This window comes from Pedobacter sp. (assembly GCF_046462515.1).
Lineage (GTDB): Bacteria > Bacteroidota > Bacteroidia > Sphingobacteriales > Sphingobacteriaceae > Pedobacter.
Genome location: NZ_JBKGVD010000010.1, coordinates 61,475 through 79,191, shown reverse-complemented (window position 1 = coordinate 79,191; position 17,717 = coordinate 61,475). Strand labels below are relative to the sequence as shown.

Sequence of the window (17,717 nt, the reverse complement as noted above, 5' to 3'; positions counted from 1 at the left end):
AAATAAAATATTAAAATCAATACCCGCTTATCTTATTTTTTAATCTTTTTAATAAGACTTTCTATAATACGTGGATAATGCAGATGTTCTAACTGCTGACCTTTGAATTTGATCATCTCTAGGTTGTCGTTTTCTTCTATACGGTATTTAGCCTGATAGATGAATTCTCCTTCGTCATAATTTTCATTTACATAGTGAATGGTGATGCCGCCTTCAGGGTCTTTTGCAGCAATTACAGCCTGGTGTACATAATCGCCATACATGCCTTTGCCCCCGTATTTAGGAAGCAGGGCAGGATGTATATTAATAATACGACCGGGATAAGCCTTAAGTAAATTTTTTGGGATAAGCCATAAAAAACCTGCCAGTACAATCAGATCGATGTCTAAATTTTTAAGTAATTCTAAAATTGTATCGGTATGATAAAATTCGTTCCTGTCAAAAACATGAGAAGGAATTTCAAAACTGTCGGCACGTTGCAGCACGTAAGCATCGGGGTTGTTGGTTAGGATTAATGCAACTTCGGTATCGGCGCTGCGTTTAAAATGCTCCATTATTTTCTGGGCATTAGAACCCGAGCCTGAAGCAAATATGGCAATACGTTTCTTCACTTGTTAAAAAAAAAGTTTTTGTCAAAAATAGTGTTTTCAAGCGGGGTTTAATGAATTTTAACCCTAAATTTGCCGAAAGATAAGAGATAAGTACTTAGCTTCCAAATCAAAAATAGGTTTGTAATCAGTAAATCTGTTTTTTATCTGTAAATAATTATTTGATTTTTTTTAAATACCATTTTGCAAATTAAAAATAATACTTCTATATTTGCAGTCCGAAAATATTAAACAAAGGAAATAAAGGCTAAATAATAATGGCAAATCATAAATCAGCAATTAAAAGAATTAGAGCAAACGCAACAAAACGTTTACGCAACAGATATCAAGCAAAAACTACACGTACCTTTATTAAAAGATTACGTGCTGCTGAAGATAAAAAAGCTGGATTAGAATTATTACCAAAAGTAATTTCTATGCTTGATCGTTTAGCTAAAAAGAATGTGATCCACAAAAATAAAGCATCTAACAACAAATCTAAGTTAACAAAGTTTGTTAACGGTTTGAAATAGTAGCTTTTAATTACGATATTAGAAACGGTATCATCTAAAAGATGATGCCGTTTTTTTATGTCTAACTACCAAAACAAACTAGGAATTAAAGCTTGGGCAGAGGCAGATAAACCTCGCGAAAAATTACTTTTGCAAGGGCGCAGGCAACTTACCGATGCCGAACTGGTTGCAATTTTAATCGGATCGGGCAATAAAAATGAGACAGCCGTTGATTTAAGTAAAAGGATACTGAATTCATATGACAATAATCTCGACTCGCTCGCACGTCTAAGTATAAAAGAGCTCTCAAAATTTAAAGGGATAGGTGCGGCTAAAGCCATAGCGATTGTTGCTGCATTAGAATTAGGTCGCCGTAGAAAGGAGCTGGAAACCGCAAAGTCCAATAAGGTTATCACCTCTATTGATGCTTATCATATCTTAAAACCCTTACTTAGCGATCTGCCTCATGAAGAATTCTGGATATTACTACTGAATAGGGCTAATGTAGTGATGGGTAAACACTTTCTGAGTAAAGGAGGTGTGTCAGGAACGGTGGTTGATCCAAAAATTGTTTTTAAAACTGCATTAGAATATAATGCTGCCTCTGTAATCTTGGCACATAACCATCCTTCGGGGAGTTTAAAACCCAGTACCGCAGATATGCAGATTACCAAAAAACTTATTGAGGCAGGGCAATTACTTGAAATATCGGTCATAGATCATCTTATTTTAGGGAATAAAGAATATCTCAGCTTCAGAGATGAAAGACTAATGTAATCTTATCAATGAATTTATAATTTTGAGACTAAAATTATAATATGAGGAAGATCTGTTATTTATTAATCACACTTTGTTTTTTATCTGTTTGTACACTTGCCCAAAAACAGCCGATCAATATTTTAACCTATAATATCAGGCTAAATACACCTAACGATGGTGAAAATGCATGGCCAAACCGGCAGGAAAATGTTAAAGCCCTGATCAAGTTTCATAATATTGATATTTTAGGTGTGCAAGAAGCATTGCCTGAGCAATTTGATTTTTTATCGGCTATGCCAAACTTTGAAGCATTTGGTGTAGGCAGAGATGATGGAAAAAGACAGGGAGAATTTTCAGCTTTGTTTTTTAATAGGCAAAGATTTGTAAAACGTGATGGAGGTACGTTTTGGCTTTCGGAAACACCGGAGACACCAAGTAAAGGCTGGGATGCGGCTTTAAATCGTATTTGTACCTGGTTGCGTTTATACGATAAGCAGAATAAAAAAGAGTTTTTGGTATTCAACACCCATTATGATCACAAAGGTGTACAGGCCAGAATTCAATCTGCTCTGCTAATCAAGCAAAAAATCCAACAAATAGCACCTAAATTACCGGTTATCTTTATGGGGGATTTGAATGTTACGCCTGAAACCGAAGCCATTACAACCATTAAATCTTTTTTACAGGATAGCAAAGACATTACGGAGGAACCACCTTACGGGCCTAATGGTACATTTAATGATTTTAATTATAATAGCCCGTTGAAAAAGCGGATAGATTATATTTTTGTAAATCATACTTTTAAAGTTATTAAATATGCCGTTCTAACCGATAGCAAAGACCAGCGTTTCTTTTCAGATCATTTGCCGGTTTTTGTAAAAATCAGTTTTAAATAAAAATGTGCTAAAACTTACTTTATTAAATAATATCTTTGCATTTTATTTATTTTTCTGAGTTAAAAGCCACAGAAATTTGATTTTTAACTTAAGGCACAACCATAAATTTCATGAAAATATCATATAGCTGGTTAAAACAATTTATTCAAACCGATAAGACCCCACAAGAACTCTCTTTGATCTTAACGGATATAGGTTTAGAGGTAGAAAGTTTAGAGAAAGTGCAAGCCGTTGCAGGAGGTTTAGAAGGATTGGTGATTGGTTATGTTACAGATTGTGTGCAACACCCCAATGCCGACCGTTTACGTGTTACTAAGGTAGATGTTGGCGGTACAGAACTTTTGCAGATCGTATGTGGGGCTCCCAATGTTGCCACAGGTCAGAAAGTTGTGGTAGCTACAGTGGGTACAATTGTATATCCTGTAGAGGGAGAACCTTTTAAAATCAATAAATCGAAGATCAGGGGTGAAGTTTCTGAAGGTATGATCTGTGCCGAGGATGAAATTGGCTTAGGTGTTTCGCATGCAGGTATTATGGTTTTGCCTGAAGATGTTGAGATAGGTTTACTAGCAAAAAAATATTTCAATCTTGAAGATGATTATATGTTTGAGATTGGGTTAACGCCTAATCGTGCAGATGCGGCTTCTCATTTAGGGGTTGCCCGTGATATTGCAGCATATCTGCGTGCAGGTTATCAAATGCCTGATGTTTCAGCGTTTAAAACCGAAAATGAAAATCTGACCATTGATGTTGCCGTTGAAGATCAGGAAGCCTGCCCTCGTTACAGTAGTGTAACTATTAGCGGTGTTACCGTAAAGCCTTCGCCAGACTGGTTAAAAAACAAGCTGGCTGTAATTGGTATAAGACCTATAAATAATATTGTTGATGTTACCAATTATGTATTGCATGAATTAGGACAACCTTTGCATGCTTTTGATGCAGATCAGATTGCCGGTAAAAAAGTTCTTGTAAAAAAATATCCTGAAAATACACCTTTTGTTACTTTAGATGAGGTAGAGCGTAAACTGGGTTCAGAAGATCTGATGATTGCCGATGCTGAAAAACCTTTGTGTATAGCAGGTGTATTTGGTGGTAAGCAATCGGGTGTGAGTGAGAGTACGATCAATATCTTTTTAGAGAGCGCTTATTTTAACGCCGTTTCGGTTAGAAAAACTTCAAAGCGGCATGCGTTAAAGACCGATGCTTCTTTCAGATTTGAAAGAGGTACAGATCCTGATATGACTGTTCTGGCTTTAAAACGCGCCGCTTTATTAATTAAAGAAGTTGCGGGTGGGCAAATCTCATCTCAAGTATCTGATATTTATCCCGTTAAGGTAATGCCTTTTCATGTTGAGGTTACTTATGCTAATATTATCAAGTTAATTGGTCAGGATATTCCTAAAGAGGAGATCAGATCTATTATTAAAGCATTAGGTATTGAGGTTGCTCAGGAAAGCGTTGAGGGATTAAGCTTACAAGTACCACCTTATAAAGTAGATGTTACCCGTGAGTGTGATATTACAGAAGAAGTTTTAAGGATTTATGGCTATAACAATATCCATATCCCTACAAAAGTTAATGCTTCTTTGGCTTATACACAGAAACCTAATAAAGAGAATCTGCAAAACTTAGTGGCCGATATGTTAACGGCTAATAATTATATAGAGATATGGTGTAACTCGTTAACCAAACTGGCTTACTCTAAAAACCCTGATGAAGCGGTACAGATTTTAAACCCGCTGAGCTCAGATTTAAATGCAATGCGCCAAAGCTTATTACAACCAGCTTTAGAAAGTGTAGCTTATAATCAGAACCGTAAAAATGCCGATATTAAGTTCTATGAGTTTGGAAAGACTTATCATTTAATTGATGGAGAATATGTAGAACGTCCACGTTTATTGTTAATTAACAGTGGTGCTCAACAAGCTGAGCAATGGAACCAAAGTGCAAAACCAACTAATTTTTATCATATCAAAGCAGCTGTCGATGCAATTTTAAGTCGTTTAGGCATTGCGAATTTTCAGTTTGAAGAAATAGCCAACCAGGATTTTACCTACGGATTGAAATATTTTAGAGGAGAGAAAGTACTGGTAACTTTTGGTTCTGCTACCAAAAACGACAGAAAACAGGCCGGAGTTGATAAAGAAGTTTTTTATGCAGATTTTGACTGGGCTTTACTGATTGATACTGTACGTAAAAATAAGATTGTAAATAAAGAAGTACCTAAATTCCCGGCGGTGCGTAGAGACTTGTCGCTTTTGGTTGATCAAAATATCACATTTGACCAATTGAAAGGCATTGCTTTAAAAGCAGAAAAAAAACTGGTAAAAGCAGTACAGATATTTGATGTTTATCAGGGAGATAAATTACCTGAAGGTAAAAAATCTTATGCGCTTAACTTCACTTTGCAGGATGAAGAACAGACTTTAACCGATAAACAGATAGATGCAATTATGCAAAAGATAATTACTAACTTAGCTCAGGCGGTACAGGCAGAAATAAGGTAAATAGAAAATAAAGTAATCACGGAAATAAAAAATTAAGATGTCTTCAGTTTCAGAACAACTCGATGGTGTTTTCCTTAAAACGGCTCAACTTATTGAGCTTTGCAAAGCATTGCAGGAGGAAAATAGTTTGTTAAGGCGTGAAAATCAGGAGACTAAAACAGCTTTAGCCGATTTAAGAGTACAGCAAACTGATCTTGATGAAAAGCTCAGAGTTCTTAAGCTGGCGAAAAGTATTGAGGGTACAAATGAAAAGACTCTTGATATAAAGCAAAAAATTAACGAATTTGTGCGAGAAATTGATAAGTGTGTAGCCTTGCTGAAGAAATAGTGAAGGCAAAAAATTGAAACAAAGCTAAAAAATGGGAGAAATCTCGATTAAAATAACTATTTCTGATCGCATTTATCCGCTAAAGGTAAATGTTGAAGAAGAAGAAATTGTAAGACGTGCAGCTAAGATTATTAATGAGCGTATAAAAGAATATCAAGAAAATTATGCGGTCAGAGATAAACAAGATTTATTATCGATGGCTGTATTGCACTATGCCACGGCAGTTTTAAGAGCCGAGCAAAAAGTGCAACAGCAGGATACGTCTGTAGCTGATAAAGTTGAAGAATTAGATAGTTTGCTTAACGGGTTTTTAATAAAATAAATCGTTCTTTATGTTTTTGGAAGTGAATAAGGCTTCTTTAAACTTAGTATAGCTAAAATATAATTTGACCGTAGTTAGATTATAATGTTTCAATTTTGGGTTTATTGCCCCGCAATTACCAGCGCACGAAGCATTTTAATTTAGTTACGGTTTTTTTATATAAAAACACATGGGTATCATTGAAATTTTAGGATATGTTTTAGCCGGCCTTGTAGTTGGCATAGCAATAGGAAGGTTCTTATTGCGTAATCTGTTAAAGCAACAGGAGGTAGCGGCACAGAGTAAGATTAAAAAAATGTTAAAAGATGCTGAGAGCAGTGCAGAAATGCTTAAAAAAGATAAAATGCTCGAAGCCAAAGAAAAATTCTTGCAGTTGAAAGCTGAGCATGAGCAACAGGTTCAGTCACGTAACAATGAAATCAGTCAACGTGAGAATACCATCAAACAAAAAGAACAATCTTTAAATCAACGTTTAGAAAATGCCAGTCGTAAAGAACAGGAATTAGATAAACAACGTGAAAATTTAGAGCGTCAAACCAATCTGGCTATAAAAAAGCAGGAAGAAGTAGATGTTTTAAAGCAACAACATGTTAAACAACTTGAAACCATTGCCGGTTTAACTGCTGACGAGGCTAAAAATCAATTGGTGGAAAATATGAAAGGTGAAGCCCGTTCGCAGGCTTTGATGCAAATCAAAGATATTGTTGACGAAGCTAAACTTACAGCCAGCAAAGAAGCTAAAAAGGTAGTGATACAAACTATACAACGTACCGCTTCTGAAGCAGCTATTGAAAACTCGGTTTCAATTTTTCATCTTGAAAATGATGAAATTAAAGGCCGTGTAATTGGTCGTGAAGGTAGAAATATTAGAGCACTTGAAGCGGCAACAGGTATCGAAATTATAGTGGATGACACACCCGAAGCAATCATTTTATCAGGATTTGATCCGGTAAGAAGAGAAATCGCCCGCTTAGCTTTACATCGCTTGGTAACAGATGGTCGTATTCACCCAGCACGTATTGAAGAGATTGTAGCAAAAACCAAAAAGCAGATTGAAGAAGAAATCATCGAGATTGGTGAGCGTACAGTAATTGATCTTGGAATTCATGGTATGCATCCTGAACTGATCAGAATGGTAGGGCGTATGCGTTACCGTTCATCTTATGGGCAAAATCTTTTGCATCACTCACGTGAGGTTGCCAATTTCTGTGCCACCATGGCCGCAGAGCTAGGTTTAAATGCAAAACTGGCTAAACGCGCAGGCTTGTTACATGATATTGGAAAAGTGCCTGATGATAATCCTGAATTACCACACGCTATCTTGGGCATGCAGCTCGCAGAAAAATATAAGGAACACCCTGAGGTATGTAATGCAATTGGCGCACACCACGACGAGATAGAAATGACTTCGTTGATATCGCCAATTGTACAGGCTTGTGACTCAATTTCGGGTGCAAGACCAGGTGCCAGAAGAGAGGTAGTTGAGAGCTATATTAAACGTTTAAAAGAATTGGAAGAACTGGCATTGTCATATCCTGGTGTAGAAAAAACTTTCGCTATACAAGCTGGTAGAGAACTGCGCGTGGTGGTAGAGAGCGAAAGAGTAAGTGATCAGCAAGCAGAATTATTAGCCGCCGATATTTCAAACCGTATTCAAACAGAAATGACTTATCCTGGACAAATTAAAGTAACAGTAATCAGAGAAACCCGTTCGGTTGCATTTGCTAAATAATACAGAAAGTAAATTCTAAAACATAATTTTAAAAGCGATGGAAATCTCCGTCGCTTTTTCTATTTTTATGGGACGATTAAAATTGTAGATTATGAGTAAGACCGCTGCCACAAATCCTAAAAGACCTGTTGATATTCTGTTTGATAAATATGCTGAAAGTCACCAGAATAAAACAAATAAGCTAATTCACTGGATTTGTGTGCCCTTAATCGTATTCAGTCTGTTAGGTTTAATCTGGCTTATCCCTTTTCCTCAATTGAGCTTTTTGGGCCAATACCAAACTTTTTTTAACTGGGCATCTTTTTTAATCGCCTTTGCCATGTACTATTATTTCAGGCTTTCGCCTGTATTGTTTTTTTTGATGGTATGGGTGATTTTTGCCATGAGCTTTGGTATTGTGCAGTTGGAGATGTGGGAAAAAGAAGGAGGACCGCAAGCTTGGATCATTTTTGCTGTTATTTTTGTTTTGGCTTGGATAGGTCAATTTATAGGGCATAAAATAGAAGGGAAAAAGCCTTCATTCCTAGATGATGTTAAATTTCTGTTAATAGGGCCAATCTGGTTGCTACATTTTATATGTAAAAAAATAGGGCTAAAATATTAACTGTTAGGTCATTTAACATTGTCTTAATTTTACGGTAATTAAATCGTAATATCTTGTTAATGGAGAGCTAACATTGTGATAATAGTTTTGCTGAAACACAAAAAACAGTAAAATTGAAATCACAATTAACTCTAAAAAAAGCATTTCTGATTACCATTATGGTACTGAGCAGTGCGTTTGTTTTCGCCCAGGGAACAGGAAAAATCTCAGGAACTGTATCGGATAAAAAAACAGGAGAGACCCTGATAGGTGTTTCTGTTAAAATTGCCGGAACAACAAGAGGTGTAGCTACGGATATAGATGGTAAATACACTTTATCAGGATTAACTCCCGGAAAATATGCGATAGAAATATCTTATGTAAGTTATGCTACCAAAAAAATTACAGATGTTGAAGTAAAAGAGGGGACTGTTACCAATTTAAATGTGGTAATGGAAGAAGCTAACTCTCAAACGCTGAAACAAGTAGTTATTACCGGAAGTTATAAGCAGGAAAGCGTAAATGCCTTATACGCCCAACAGAAAAACAGTGCATCAATAAGTGACGGCATATCTTCAGAATCTATTAAAAGATCCCCGGATAGAAATACATCAGATGTATTAAAACGGGTTAGCGGTGCTAATATTCAGGATAATAAATTTGTGGTAATACGCGGGCTTGGAGATCGCTATAATACTGCGTTATTAGATCATGCTGAGCTTCCAAGTACTGAACCTAACAGAAAAGCATTTTCTTTTGATATTGTTCCTTCTTCTTTAGTGGATAATCTGATTATTAATAAAACAGCCACTCCAGATCTTCCGGGTAACTTTACAGGCGGAGCGATACAGGTAATTACAAAAGACGTACCTGATAATGATTTTGTTTCAATAGGAATTGGAGCAGGATATAATACAGCTTCTACTTTTAAAGACTTTATCAGTGGTCCACGTGCTGGTATCAATTATTTAGGCTTTGATGGGGGGAACAGAGAGTTAGCCGCTAATTTTCCAGGTACCAATGCCATTTCAGCGGGCTTAGATCCAGCTAAAAATATAGCGGCCATTAAAACATTGCCTAACGATTGGAATAAATATTCTATGAGTGCCTTACCTACTCAAAACTACCAGTTGAGCTTGGGCAAAACGAAAAGCTTTGAGAACAACAAAAAACTGGGAGCTATTTTTGCATTGACTTACAGGAATTCGCAAAGTATTACCCCTGATTTAACTAGAAGCTTTCACGTTTACAACCTTGTTGATAATCAGTATAAATTTTCTACTAGTTTAGGCGCTTTAGCCAATTTTGCCTATAGCTACGGCAATAGCAAAATCACCTTTAAAAATATTTATAATAAAGTATTTGATGATACTTACCTGTACAGAGAAGGTAATGATGTATCCAGAGGTGATATTAGATTTTATGCTTTTGACCTGTTGCAAAAAACTTTGTTTAAATCTACTATAGAAGGTAATCATAAAGTAAGTAACAAGAACGATAAGATTAACTGGTCATTATCTTTTGATGATGTTTTAAATGATCAGCCAGATCAGCGTAAGGTTGAGTATTTTAGAAATGTTGCAGATAGGGATGATCCAAATGGTTTTAGAGCTAGTATAACTGGTTTAGGTAAAGCTAACACCCGTTTATTCTCTAAAATGCACGAAAATGGTTATGCAGGAACAGTAAATTATTCGCTGCCGTTAACCATGTTTTCTAAAAATGCAACATTTAAAGCAGGTTTAAACTCTCAATACAGAGACCGCGATTTTGATGTTCGTTTTATAGGTTTGGTACTTAATACAAATGACCCTACCGAGGCCAATGATATTAGAATACGTCCATTGAACACCTTGTTTGGAAATGATCTAATAAATGCAGGGAAATATCGTTTAGATGAAATTGCCAACGCAGGTGATAAATATACTGCAAATACATTTAATAATGCAGCTTATTTAATGCTTGATAATAAGATTGGTGAGAAAATGAGAGTAGTTTGGGGGGTAAGAGCTGAACAGTTTAGGGTTAATCTGAATACCTTCAGCACTTTAATAGATCCTATAGAACAAAATTATTTTGATATTCTGCCATCGGCAAACTTTACTTACAGTATTACCCCTAAAGCTAATTTCAGAGTATCATACGCACGTACTTTGGCCAGACCAGAACTTAGAGAATTAGCTCCGTTTCAGTATTATGATTATGAACTGTTAGCTATCCAGGCTGGAAATACGCATTTAAAACGTGCATTGATTGATAATATAGATTTACGCTATGAATTTTATCCTTCGGCCGGACAAATTTTATCAGTATCGGCATTCTATAAAAACTTTAACAATGCTATAGAATCATATATAGATGATGTGAATTCAACTCCTATTGTTTCTTATTTCAACTCTAAAAAAGCAAGTACTTATGGGATTGAATTTGAAGGAAGAAAAACACTTGACTTTATGGGCACTGCAGATTTCTTAAAAAATACAACGCTTTATGCAAATGTTGCGATCATTAAGTCAAAAGTAGAAAATCCAAACAATCCGCAATTGTTGGAAAAAGAAAGACCAATGGTTGGGCAGGCTCCTTATGTAATTAATGCAGGTATACAGCATAACTTGCTGCAAAATAAGATGGGGGTTAATGTGCTGTATAACAGGGTAGGTCGTAAAATTTATAAAGCAGGAGGGCAGCAGTTCCCTAGTGTGTGGGAAAATCCACGCGATGTTATAGACTTTCAGTTAAGCTATAAGGTTTCTAAAAAGGCAGAATTTAAATTCAATGCAGGAGATATATTAAACCAGAGAAATGTATTGTATTTTGATAAAGACAATTCAAAAACATATAATCCTGTTGCCAATGCAACATCAAGTACAAATGATCAGACTATAAGCAGTTACAAAGCGGGCAGTAATTACTCTTTGTCATTCTCTTATGTGTTTTAATTTAACATTGGCCAGTTAATCTTAACATGAATTTAAATTAACATTAACAGGCAGGTTAAACATCATATAGATATTTGTATAACCAAAATAAAAATAGGAAACGGGCATTAAATCCGGTAAAAAGAATTTAAAACAAATAAAATCTGATGAAAAAACAATTATTATTTGCAGCTTTTGCATTACTATTAATCGTAACAAGTTGTTCAAAAAAAGTAGTAGATGATCCTATTGACCAAGGTAATGGTATGGTAGAGGTAAAAGGAGATATTTCTACAAATGTTAAATGGACTGCTGATAAGATCTACTTCTTAAAAGGTACGGTTTATGTAACTTCTGGTGCTACTTTAACTATTGAGCCAGGTACTATTATTAAAGGTGATAAAGTTACAAAAGGCGCTTTAGTAATTTCTCGTGGCGGAAAAATTATGGCAGAAGGTACAGTTGACAAACCAATTGTATTTACTTCGGCTCAACCAGCTGGCGCGAGGAGAGAAGGTGACTGGGGTGGTTTGATTTTATTAGGTAAAGCACCTGTTAACCAAGGAACAGACGTATCTATTGAAGGTATAGCAGATGACGGTTCTGGTAAAGGTAAATACGGAGGTAACGACCCGCATGATAACTCAGGTGTATTAAAATATGTACGTGTAGAGTTTGCTGGTATTCCTCTAAGTCCAGATAATGAAATCAACGGTGTTACTTTTGGTGGTGTTGGTGATGGTACTACAGTTGATTATGTACAGGTTTACCGTTCAGGAGATGATTCTTTTGAGTGGTTTGGTGGAACTGTAAATGCTAAACACTTAGTTGCTATTGATGGATGGGATGATGATTTTGATACTGACTTTGGTTACTCTGGTAAAATTCAGTTTGCAGTAGGCCAGCGTTTAATAGTTACAGCCGACCAGTCAGGTTCAAATGGTTTTGAATCAGATAATGATGGATCGGGTTCTAACTTAACTCCAAAAACAAGCGCTATTTTCTCTAATATTACTATTATCGGCCCAATTTCAGCGGCTGGTGATAAAGGTAAACAGAACGCTAACTTCCAGCATGCGGCACAAATTCGCCGTAACTCTGCATTAAGCACATTTAACAGTGTTTTTGCAGGTTTCCCTGAAGGAATATATATAGATGATAGCAAAGTTGCTACTGCAGGTGCTACTTCTACAAATTATACTTCTGGGGCTTTAAAATTCATGAACAATATTGTTGTTTCTTGTAACTCTAAAGGAAATGAAGTAAAAGGCGAAAACAAAGCATTATTTGAAACCAGCTTAAGAGCTAATAACGTTTTTAACGATGCATTATATGCAGCAGATTTATTCAATGCTCCAAACTTGTTCTCTAAAGATTTAAGTACTAAAGTTGGTCGCCCAGATTTTACTTTAAAAGCAGGTTCTATTGCAGCAACGGGAGCTTTGTTTACCGATGCTAAGTTTACAGGTGATACTTTCTTTGATAAAACTGTAGCTTATAAAGGCGCTTTCGGAGCAACTGACTGGACAGCAGGATGGGCACACTTTGATCCGCAATCATTGGCTTATACTACTCCAGGAGCAGTAAAATAATACGTGTAACTTAAATATAAAGGCATCAAAACATTATGTTTTGATGCCTTTTTTTATGAGAGAATATACTTATAAAGAAGGCTCATAAGCATATACAATTTCATATTTCTGTTTTTTTAAATGGTCAGCAACTTCACCTATTTTAAGATTTCTTTTTTGGGGAGTAGGCTCGCAAACAGAATAAAGCTTGCCATTGTAACTTATACTTTGGCCAACAGGCTTATCAAATGCTACAGCCATGGTAATATGGGTAGGATAGAGTAGAGCAATCATCGGTAAGTTATAGATTTCTTTAACCAGCAAAAAAAACAGCCCTACACGATCGTCGCAATCACTGTAAGCAGAAAGAAGAGTTTGTTCAGGAGATAGACGCTTTTCTTTACCAAAATTTTCCTGGTCGTTTTCATATAAGAACGCATATCTTGTAAACTGCATTAGATAATCGACCCCTTTTTTAACAGGCATTCCTCTTACATTTTCTTTTATTAATGGAATAAAGGACTGATAAGTTGCTCTGCTTAGAGGAATATTAAAATAAGTTTCAAAATCAACACCCGGATAATTGGCAAAAATCTGGGCAATCTCAGTATTTACCTTCACATTAAAATGATATGTTTTATGTTTGTAATTGAAGGTAATCTGTTTTTCACTATAATCTTCGGGCTTAAACTCAGGCATTCTAGTTACTTTATAACTAAAAGCTTTTTCTGCTCCTTTAACCTCTATGTCAACAGGAATATAAGTGTCAGCCTGTTTAAACATTTTTTGATAATCGTGATAATTAAGGCACATGTATTTCTTGTCATTGATTATAAAAAAAGGAATGTCAGAAATATCCTCATCACAACGGATATAAAAGATAATCTGGTTGTTACCTATCGCAACCCGGGCATCATAACCAGATTTTATCATGAGAAACCACTTGTATAAAGTATAACTGGAATAATTTTTTGCCTTAGGGCTTAGTTGTTCCGCTGTTTTTCTAATGAGCTGATAATACAGCCAATCATTGAGCTGGTATTTCTCTTTATAGTTCTTTAAAGAAGAGATTAGGTCTTTAGTATTGGCATTATTGAGCTGATGATAAAACTGGCGAACATTGTTTGAATTAAGATTTGCAGAAAAATTTTTTTGGAATGTGCTGTCTATACTGAAATTAAAAGTTCCGTCATAAAATTCAAAGCTGTATTGTTGTCCTTTTACAGGCGTAAAAGCAGATAACATTATCGTCAGCGCTAATAACCAGAACAGCTTATATTTTATAACAGAATTCATTTGTTAATATTGAGTTAACAATGAATTTAAATAAAATTAACATAATAAACCTAAGGAATCTGGTAGAAAAACAATGGTTTTAACTGAAAATGATTTTTGGAGTTAAGTTAATGTAAAGTATATAACGTTTTGAACTAAGTTAACATAGAAAAATGAGTCTTCAATAAAAAAACAGCACTGATCTTGTTCAAAATGTTGAGTTGTTAAGACTATTATAAAATAACCTGTTCTTTACAGAAGCTTAATACTACGATCTTACCTTTGAGGCGTAAAATATTTGGTAGTATTTTATTCATACAGTTTAGGTTAGTTGATGGTAAAAAGCCCTGATGGATGTCAGGGCTTTTACTATTTATTACATGTTTTTTCCAATTTTTTCCAGCATTTCAGCAGGTATTTTCTGGGTGTCGACTACTAAAAATCCATCCAGACAATCTGAAAACTTAGGGTCTATATTGAAGCAGATGATCTTGGCATTTAAATTCATGTACTGTCGCAGGAGAACAGGGATTTTAATATGATTGCTTTCAATATCGGCAATTAAACCATCAAGGTCTTTAAGCGATTCGCTGTTCTCTATCAAGAGGTCTTTGTCAATAGAAGTAAGGTCTGCTTTGAATTTATTACGTGGCTTAACATAATGGGCCATTTCGTAATCAAAGTGATTTTTAGTGATAAAATCCACAATGAGTGCTTTACTGAACTTAGAGAAGCTGTTGCTGATACTTACCGGACCAAACATATATCTGTACTGTGGGTTTAGCAGTAAGTACTTTAAGATACCTTTCCATAATAAGAAAAGAGGCAGAGGTTTTTGCTGATATTCTTTTCTGATCCAGGAACGTCCTAATTCAATTCCCTGACGTAAAACCGGATAAAAAGGCTCTTTAATCTTGAAAAGCTCAGAAATATAGAAACCTCTTTTGCCCATTGTGTTCAGGATTTCGTCGCCTTTGCCAATACGATAAGCTCCTACAATCATTTGTGCCTCTTTATCCCAGATAAATAGGTGATTGTAATAGATGTCGTAATTGTCAAGATCTATTTTTTTGTTAGTGCCTTCGCCCACTTGCCTGAAAGTAATTTCTCTTAAGCGGCCTATTTCTCTTAGTATATAAGGTATGGAGGTAGTAGGTACGATATACACCTCGTAATTTTTTTCTTCCCAGACTTTATAATCTTCAAGCTGAGAAACTTCATTTACAATCAGGTCCTTATCTGTTTCTTCAACAATTTCTGCAGGTTTTTTCTTGATCTTGAACAGACTGATAGGATTGAATAATTTCTTTTCCTCTTCAATACTTGTACCTAAAGCATAAGTGCGTGCACGTAAGAAATCCAGTAATTTATTGGTGTCCCTGTTATATGAAATGTCTTCTATTTTGATAGGTTTACCAATTCTTACCTTTATTTTGAGCCCCTGTTTATTTAAAAATTCTGAAGGCAGTTTGGCCGTACGCAGTGTAGGGTGGATGAAGCTTAAGATATTAAACAAAACACCATTATTTCCATGAAAATAAATAGGTACAACAGGTACTTTGGCTCTTGCTACCAGTTTACCTACTACTGGATGCCATAAACGGTCTGTTACTTCCTGTTGTTCTACATTAAAGGTAGAAACCTCTCCCGCAGGAAAAATACCAATTGGCGTACCACTTTGTAACAAGTCAAAGGTAGTTTTTAAACCACTTATACTTGATGAATGCTGTATATTCTCAAACGGATTTACCGCTACGAAGAACTGACTTAAATTAGGTATCTTTTTTAAGATGAAGTTAACCATTACTTTAGCCTCAGGGCGTACAGCACAAAGTAATTTTACTAGGGCCAAACCTTCAACCCCTCCATAAGGATGGTTGGCAATGGCTATAAAACCTCCTGTTTTCGGAATGTTTTTAAGATCCTCTTCATCAAAATCTATGGAAACTCCAATAGTCTCTAATATCTTGTCAACAAATTCTAAGCCTTCAAAATGTTGGTTCTGAGAAAAGACTTTATTAATATCGTTGAGTTTCATTACTTCCATTAATAAAGCAGCAAGACCGGGAACACCTAACTTATCTATTTTTGTTGCCTGAGCAAATTCTTTAGTAGTAATAATTTTCATGTATGAGGCAGGCTTATTTTTTAATAAGCAGTTTCAAAAATAAGATTTATATTTATACTAAACGTTTTGCGCAATGAAAAATTGGTTGAATAAGTACATTGTGTTTACAAAAGCAGAATTTAATGGTTTAATATTATTATTGAGCTTAATATTGCTGTCCTGTTTATTCCCACTCATCTATCGGTATTATTATCATAAAGAGAATGTATTGAGTAATAGTGATATAGCCGCAATACAGAAATTGGAGATAGAGAATAATAATGCCCTTAGTCCTCACAATTATATCTCAAAAGATTACCCGCAAAGAGAGATTAAATCCGAGATAGCTTACTTTTATTTTGACCCTAATATTATAGACGCCAACAAATGGCAACTATTAGGCTTATCTTTAAAACAAGCCCAATCTATTGTAAATTATGTAGCAAAAGGCGGTAGGTTCTATAAACCTGAAGATCTGAAAAAAATGTACACAATTTCTCCCCAGAAGTATGAGGAATTATTGCCTTATGTACAGATAACAGCTCAAAAACAGGAAAATAATTTTAAAAGTTCGTTCATAAAGAAAGAACCCGTTATGGTTGAAATCAATAACGCAGATACCACCGAACTTACTTTGATCAGGGGTATAGGTCCGGCATTTGCCCGGCGTATTGTAAAATACCGTGAAAGATTAGGTGGTTTTTATAAAAAAGAGCAATTGATGGAAGTATTTGGCATAGATAGCACAAAGTATAACCAGATTAAAGATGAAATAACCGTCAACAAAGAAAATTTAAAGAAACTTAATATCAATACCGTTCAATATGAAGAACTTAAAAACCATCCTTATTTGACGGGAAAACAGGCAAACGCAATTATACAGTACAGAAAGCAGCATGGTAATTATAAAAGTTCGGAAGATTTAAATAAAGTACTTATCTTGAGCCCCGAAATCGTCCAAAGGATTTCGCTTTACCTTGAATTTTAAAATGCTGGAGAAAAAAGTTAAAGACACCATTCGCGATGTTGCTGATTTTCCTAAACCGGGAATAATTTTTAAAGATATAACCCCCATTTTAAAAGACCCTGTTTTATGCAAAGAGATTACACAGGCTTTGGCAGATCAGGTTGCTTCCTTGGATATAGATGTAATAGCAGGTATTGAAAGCCGGGGTTTTTTATTTGGAATGTCTTTGGCTCAGGCTTTAAATGTACCCTTTGTACCCATCAGAAAGGCAGGTAAATTACCTTACCGTACAATTCAGCAGTCTTATGCTTTAGAATATGGAACAGCTACTTTAGAAGTGCATGAAGATGCTTTTATAAACGGCCAGAAAGTATTGATACATGATGACCTATTGGCTACAGGAGGTACAGTGGTTGCAGCTTCGCAATTGATTGAGAAATTGGGAGCAAATGTAGCTGGGTATTCTTTTATCATTAACCTTGATTTTTTGAACGGAAAACAGCGGTTGCAAACTTTTAACCCTAACGTATTTTCGTTGGTGTCTTACCTATAATTACCGTAATTCATAATTTGTGTTTTTTTAAGTACATATCATGTTGATTGATACTTAAATAGATTGGATGATATATTGTTTTATCCAAAATAAAACTATA

15 protein-coding genes are annotated in these 17,717 nt (G+C 35.3%); 12 read left to right on the top strand and 3 right to left on the bottom strand.

The features are described from left to right. Positions 1-32 precede the first annotated feature (32 nt). Complete coding sequence (purN, locus tag ACLHG9_RS15225) at positions 33-611, bottom strand: phosphoribosylglycinamide formyltransferase (RefSeq protein WP_410222360.1); 579 nt, start codon at positions 609-611, stop codon at positions 33-35. A gap of 254 nt (positions 612-865) precedes the next feature. Between purN and rpsT the strand changes: the two genes are divergently transcribed. The 10 genes from rpsT to ACLHG9_RS15175 all read left to right on the top strand — a co-directional run bounded on the left by rpsT (position 866) and on the right by ACLHG9_RS15175 (position 12,736). After that, positions 866-1,120: a 30S ribosomal protein S20 gene (gene rpsT / locus ACLHG9_RS15220; RefSeq protein WP_243361486.1), complete on the top strand. Its 255-nt coding sequence runs from the start codon at positions 866-868 to the stop codon at positions 1,118-1,120. A gap of 57 nt (positions 1,121-1,177) precedes the next feature. Next, the gene (gene radC, locus ACLHG9_RS15215) at positions 1,178-1,876 is read left to right on the top strand and encodes a RadC family protein (RefSeq protein ID WP_410222359.1); all 699 of its coding nucleotides are present in this window, start codon (positions 1,178-1,180) and stop codon (positions 1,874-1,876) included. Positions 1,877-1,917: 41 nt separating this feature from the next. Then, positions 1,918-2,754 (top strand): endonuclease/exonuclease/phosphatase family protein, encoded by an 837-nt coding sequence (locus ACLHG9_RS15210; protein ID WP_410222358.1) that lies wholly within the window; start codon positions 1,918-1,920, stop codon positions 2,752-2,754. Between the two features lie 110 nt (positions 2,755-2,864). Next, positions 2,865-5,261: a phenylalanine--tRNA ligase subunit beta gene (gene pheT, locus ACLHG9_RS15205; protein WP_410222357.1), complete on the top strand. Its 2,397-nt coding sequence runs from the start codon at positions 2,865-2,867 to the stop codon at positions 5,259-5,261. A gap of 37 nt (positions 5,262-5,298) precedes the next feature. Then, a complete protein-coding gene (locus ACLHG9_RS15200; RefSeq protein ID WP_410222356.1) occupies positions 5,299-5,589 on the top strand; it encodes a hypothetical protein in 291 nt (96 codons plus the stop codon). Positions 5,590-5,620: 31 nt separating this feature from the next. Further along, positions 5,621-5,911: a cell division protein ZapA gene (locus ACLHG9_RS15195; RefSeq protein WP_243361496.1), complete on the top strand. Its 291-nt coding sequence runs from the start codon at positions 5,621-5,623 to the stop codon at positions 5,909-5,911. Between the two features lie 169 nt (positions 5,912-6,080). Beyond that, a complete protein-coding gene (rny, locus tag ACLHG9_RS15190; RefSeq protein WP_410222355.1) occupies positions 6,081-7,643 on the top strand; it encodes a ribonuclease Y in 1,563 nt (520 codons plus the stop codon). 91 nt (positions 7,644-7,734) lie between these two features. Then, positions 7,735-8,247, top strand: a complete 513-nt coding sequence (locus tag ACLHG9_RS15185) for a DUF962 domain-containing protein (protein ID WP_410222354.1) — start codon at positions 7,735-7,737, stop codon at positions 8,245-8,247. A 113-nt stretch (positions 8,248-8,360) separates the two neighbouring features. Further along, complete coding sequence (locus ACLHG9_RS15180; RefSeq protein WP_410222353.1) at positions 8,361-11,165, top strand: TonB-dependent receptor domain-containing protein; 2,805 nt, start codon at positions 8,361-8,363, stop codon at positions 11,163-11,165. A 146-nt stretch (positions 11,166-11,311) separates the two neighbouring features. Next, positions 11,312-12,736 (top strand): hypothetical protein, encoded by a 1,425-nt coding sequence (locus ACLHG9_RS15175; RefSeq protein ID WP_410222352.1) that lies wholly within the window; start codon positions 11,312-11,314, stop codon positions 12,734-12,736. Positions 12,737-12,805: 69 nt separating this feature from the next. Here ACLHG9_RS15175 and ACLHG9_RS15170 read toward each other — a convergent pair whose 3' ends face one another. Further along, the gene (locus ACLHG9_RS15170; RefSeq protein WP_410222351.1) at positions 12,806-14,011 is read right to left on the bottom strand and encodes a hypothetical protein; all 1,206 of its coding nucleotides are present in this window, start codon (positions 14,009-14,011) and stop codon (positions 12,806-12,808) included. A 355-nt stretch (positions 14,012-14,366) separates the two neighbouring features. Continuing rightward, positions 14,367-16,118, bottom strand: coding sequence for a lysophospholipid acyltransferase family protein (locus ACLHG9_RS15165; protein ID WP_410222350.1), 1,752 nt, complete (start codon positions 16,116-16,118; stop codon positions 14,367-14,369). 73 nt (positions 16,119-16,191) lie between these two features. On the opposite strand from ACLHG9_RS15165, the gene ACLHG9_RS15160 reads away from it, so the two are divergent. Both ACLHG9_RS15160 and ACLHG9_RS15155 read left to right on the top strand, forming a co-directional pair. Beyond that, positions 16,192-17,085, top strand: coding sequence for a ComEA family DNA-binding protein (locus ACLHG9_RS15160; RefSeq protein ID WP_410222349.1), 894 nt, complete (start codon positions 16,192-16,194; stop codon positions 17,083-17,085). 1 nt (position 17,086) lies between these two features. Beyond that, complete coding sequence (locus tag ACLHG9_RS15155) at positions 17,087-17,617, top strand: adenine phosphoribosyltransferase (RefSeq protein ID WP_410222348.1); 531 nt, start codon at positions 17,087-17,089, stop codon at positions 17,615-17,617. The last annotated feature ends 100 nt before the right edge of the window (positions 17,618-17,717 follow it).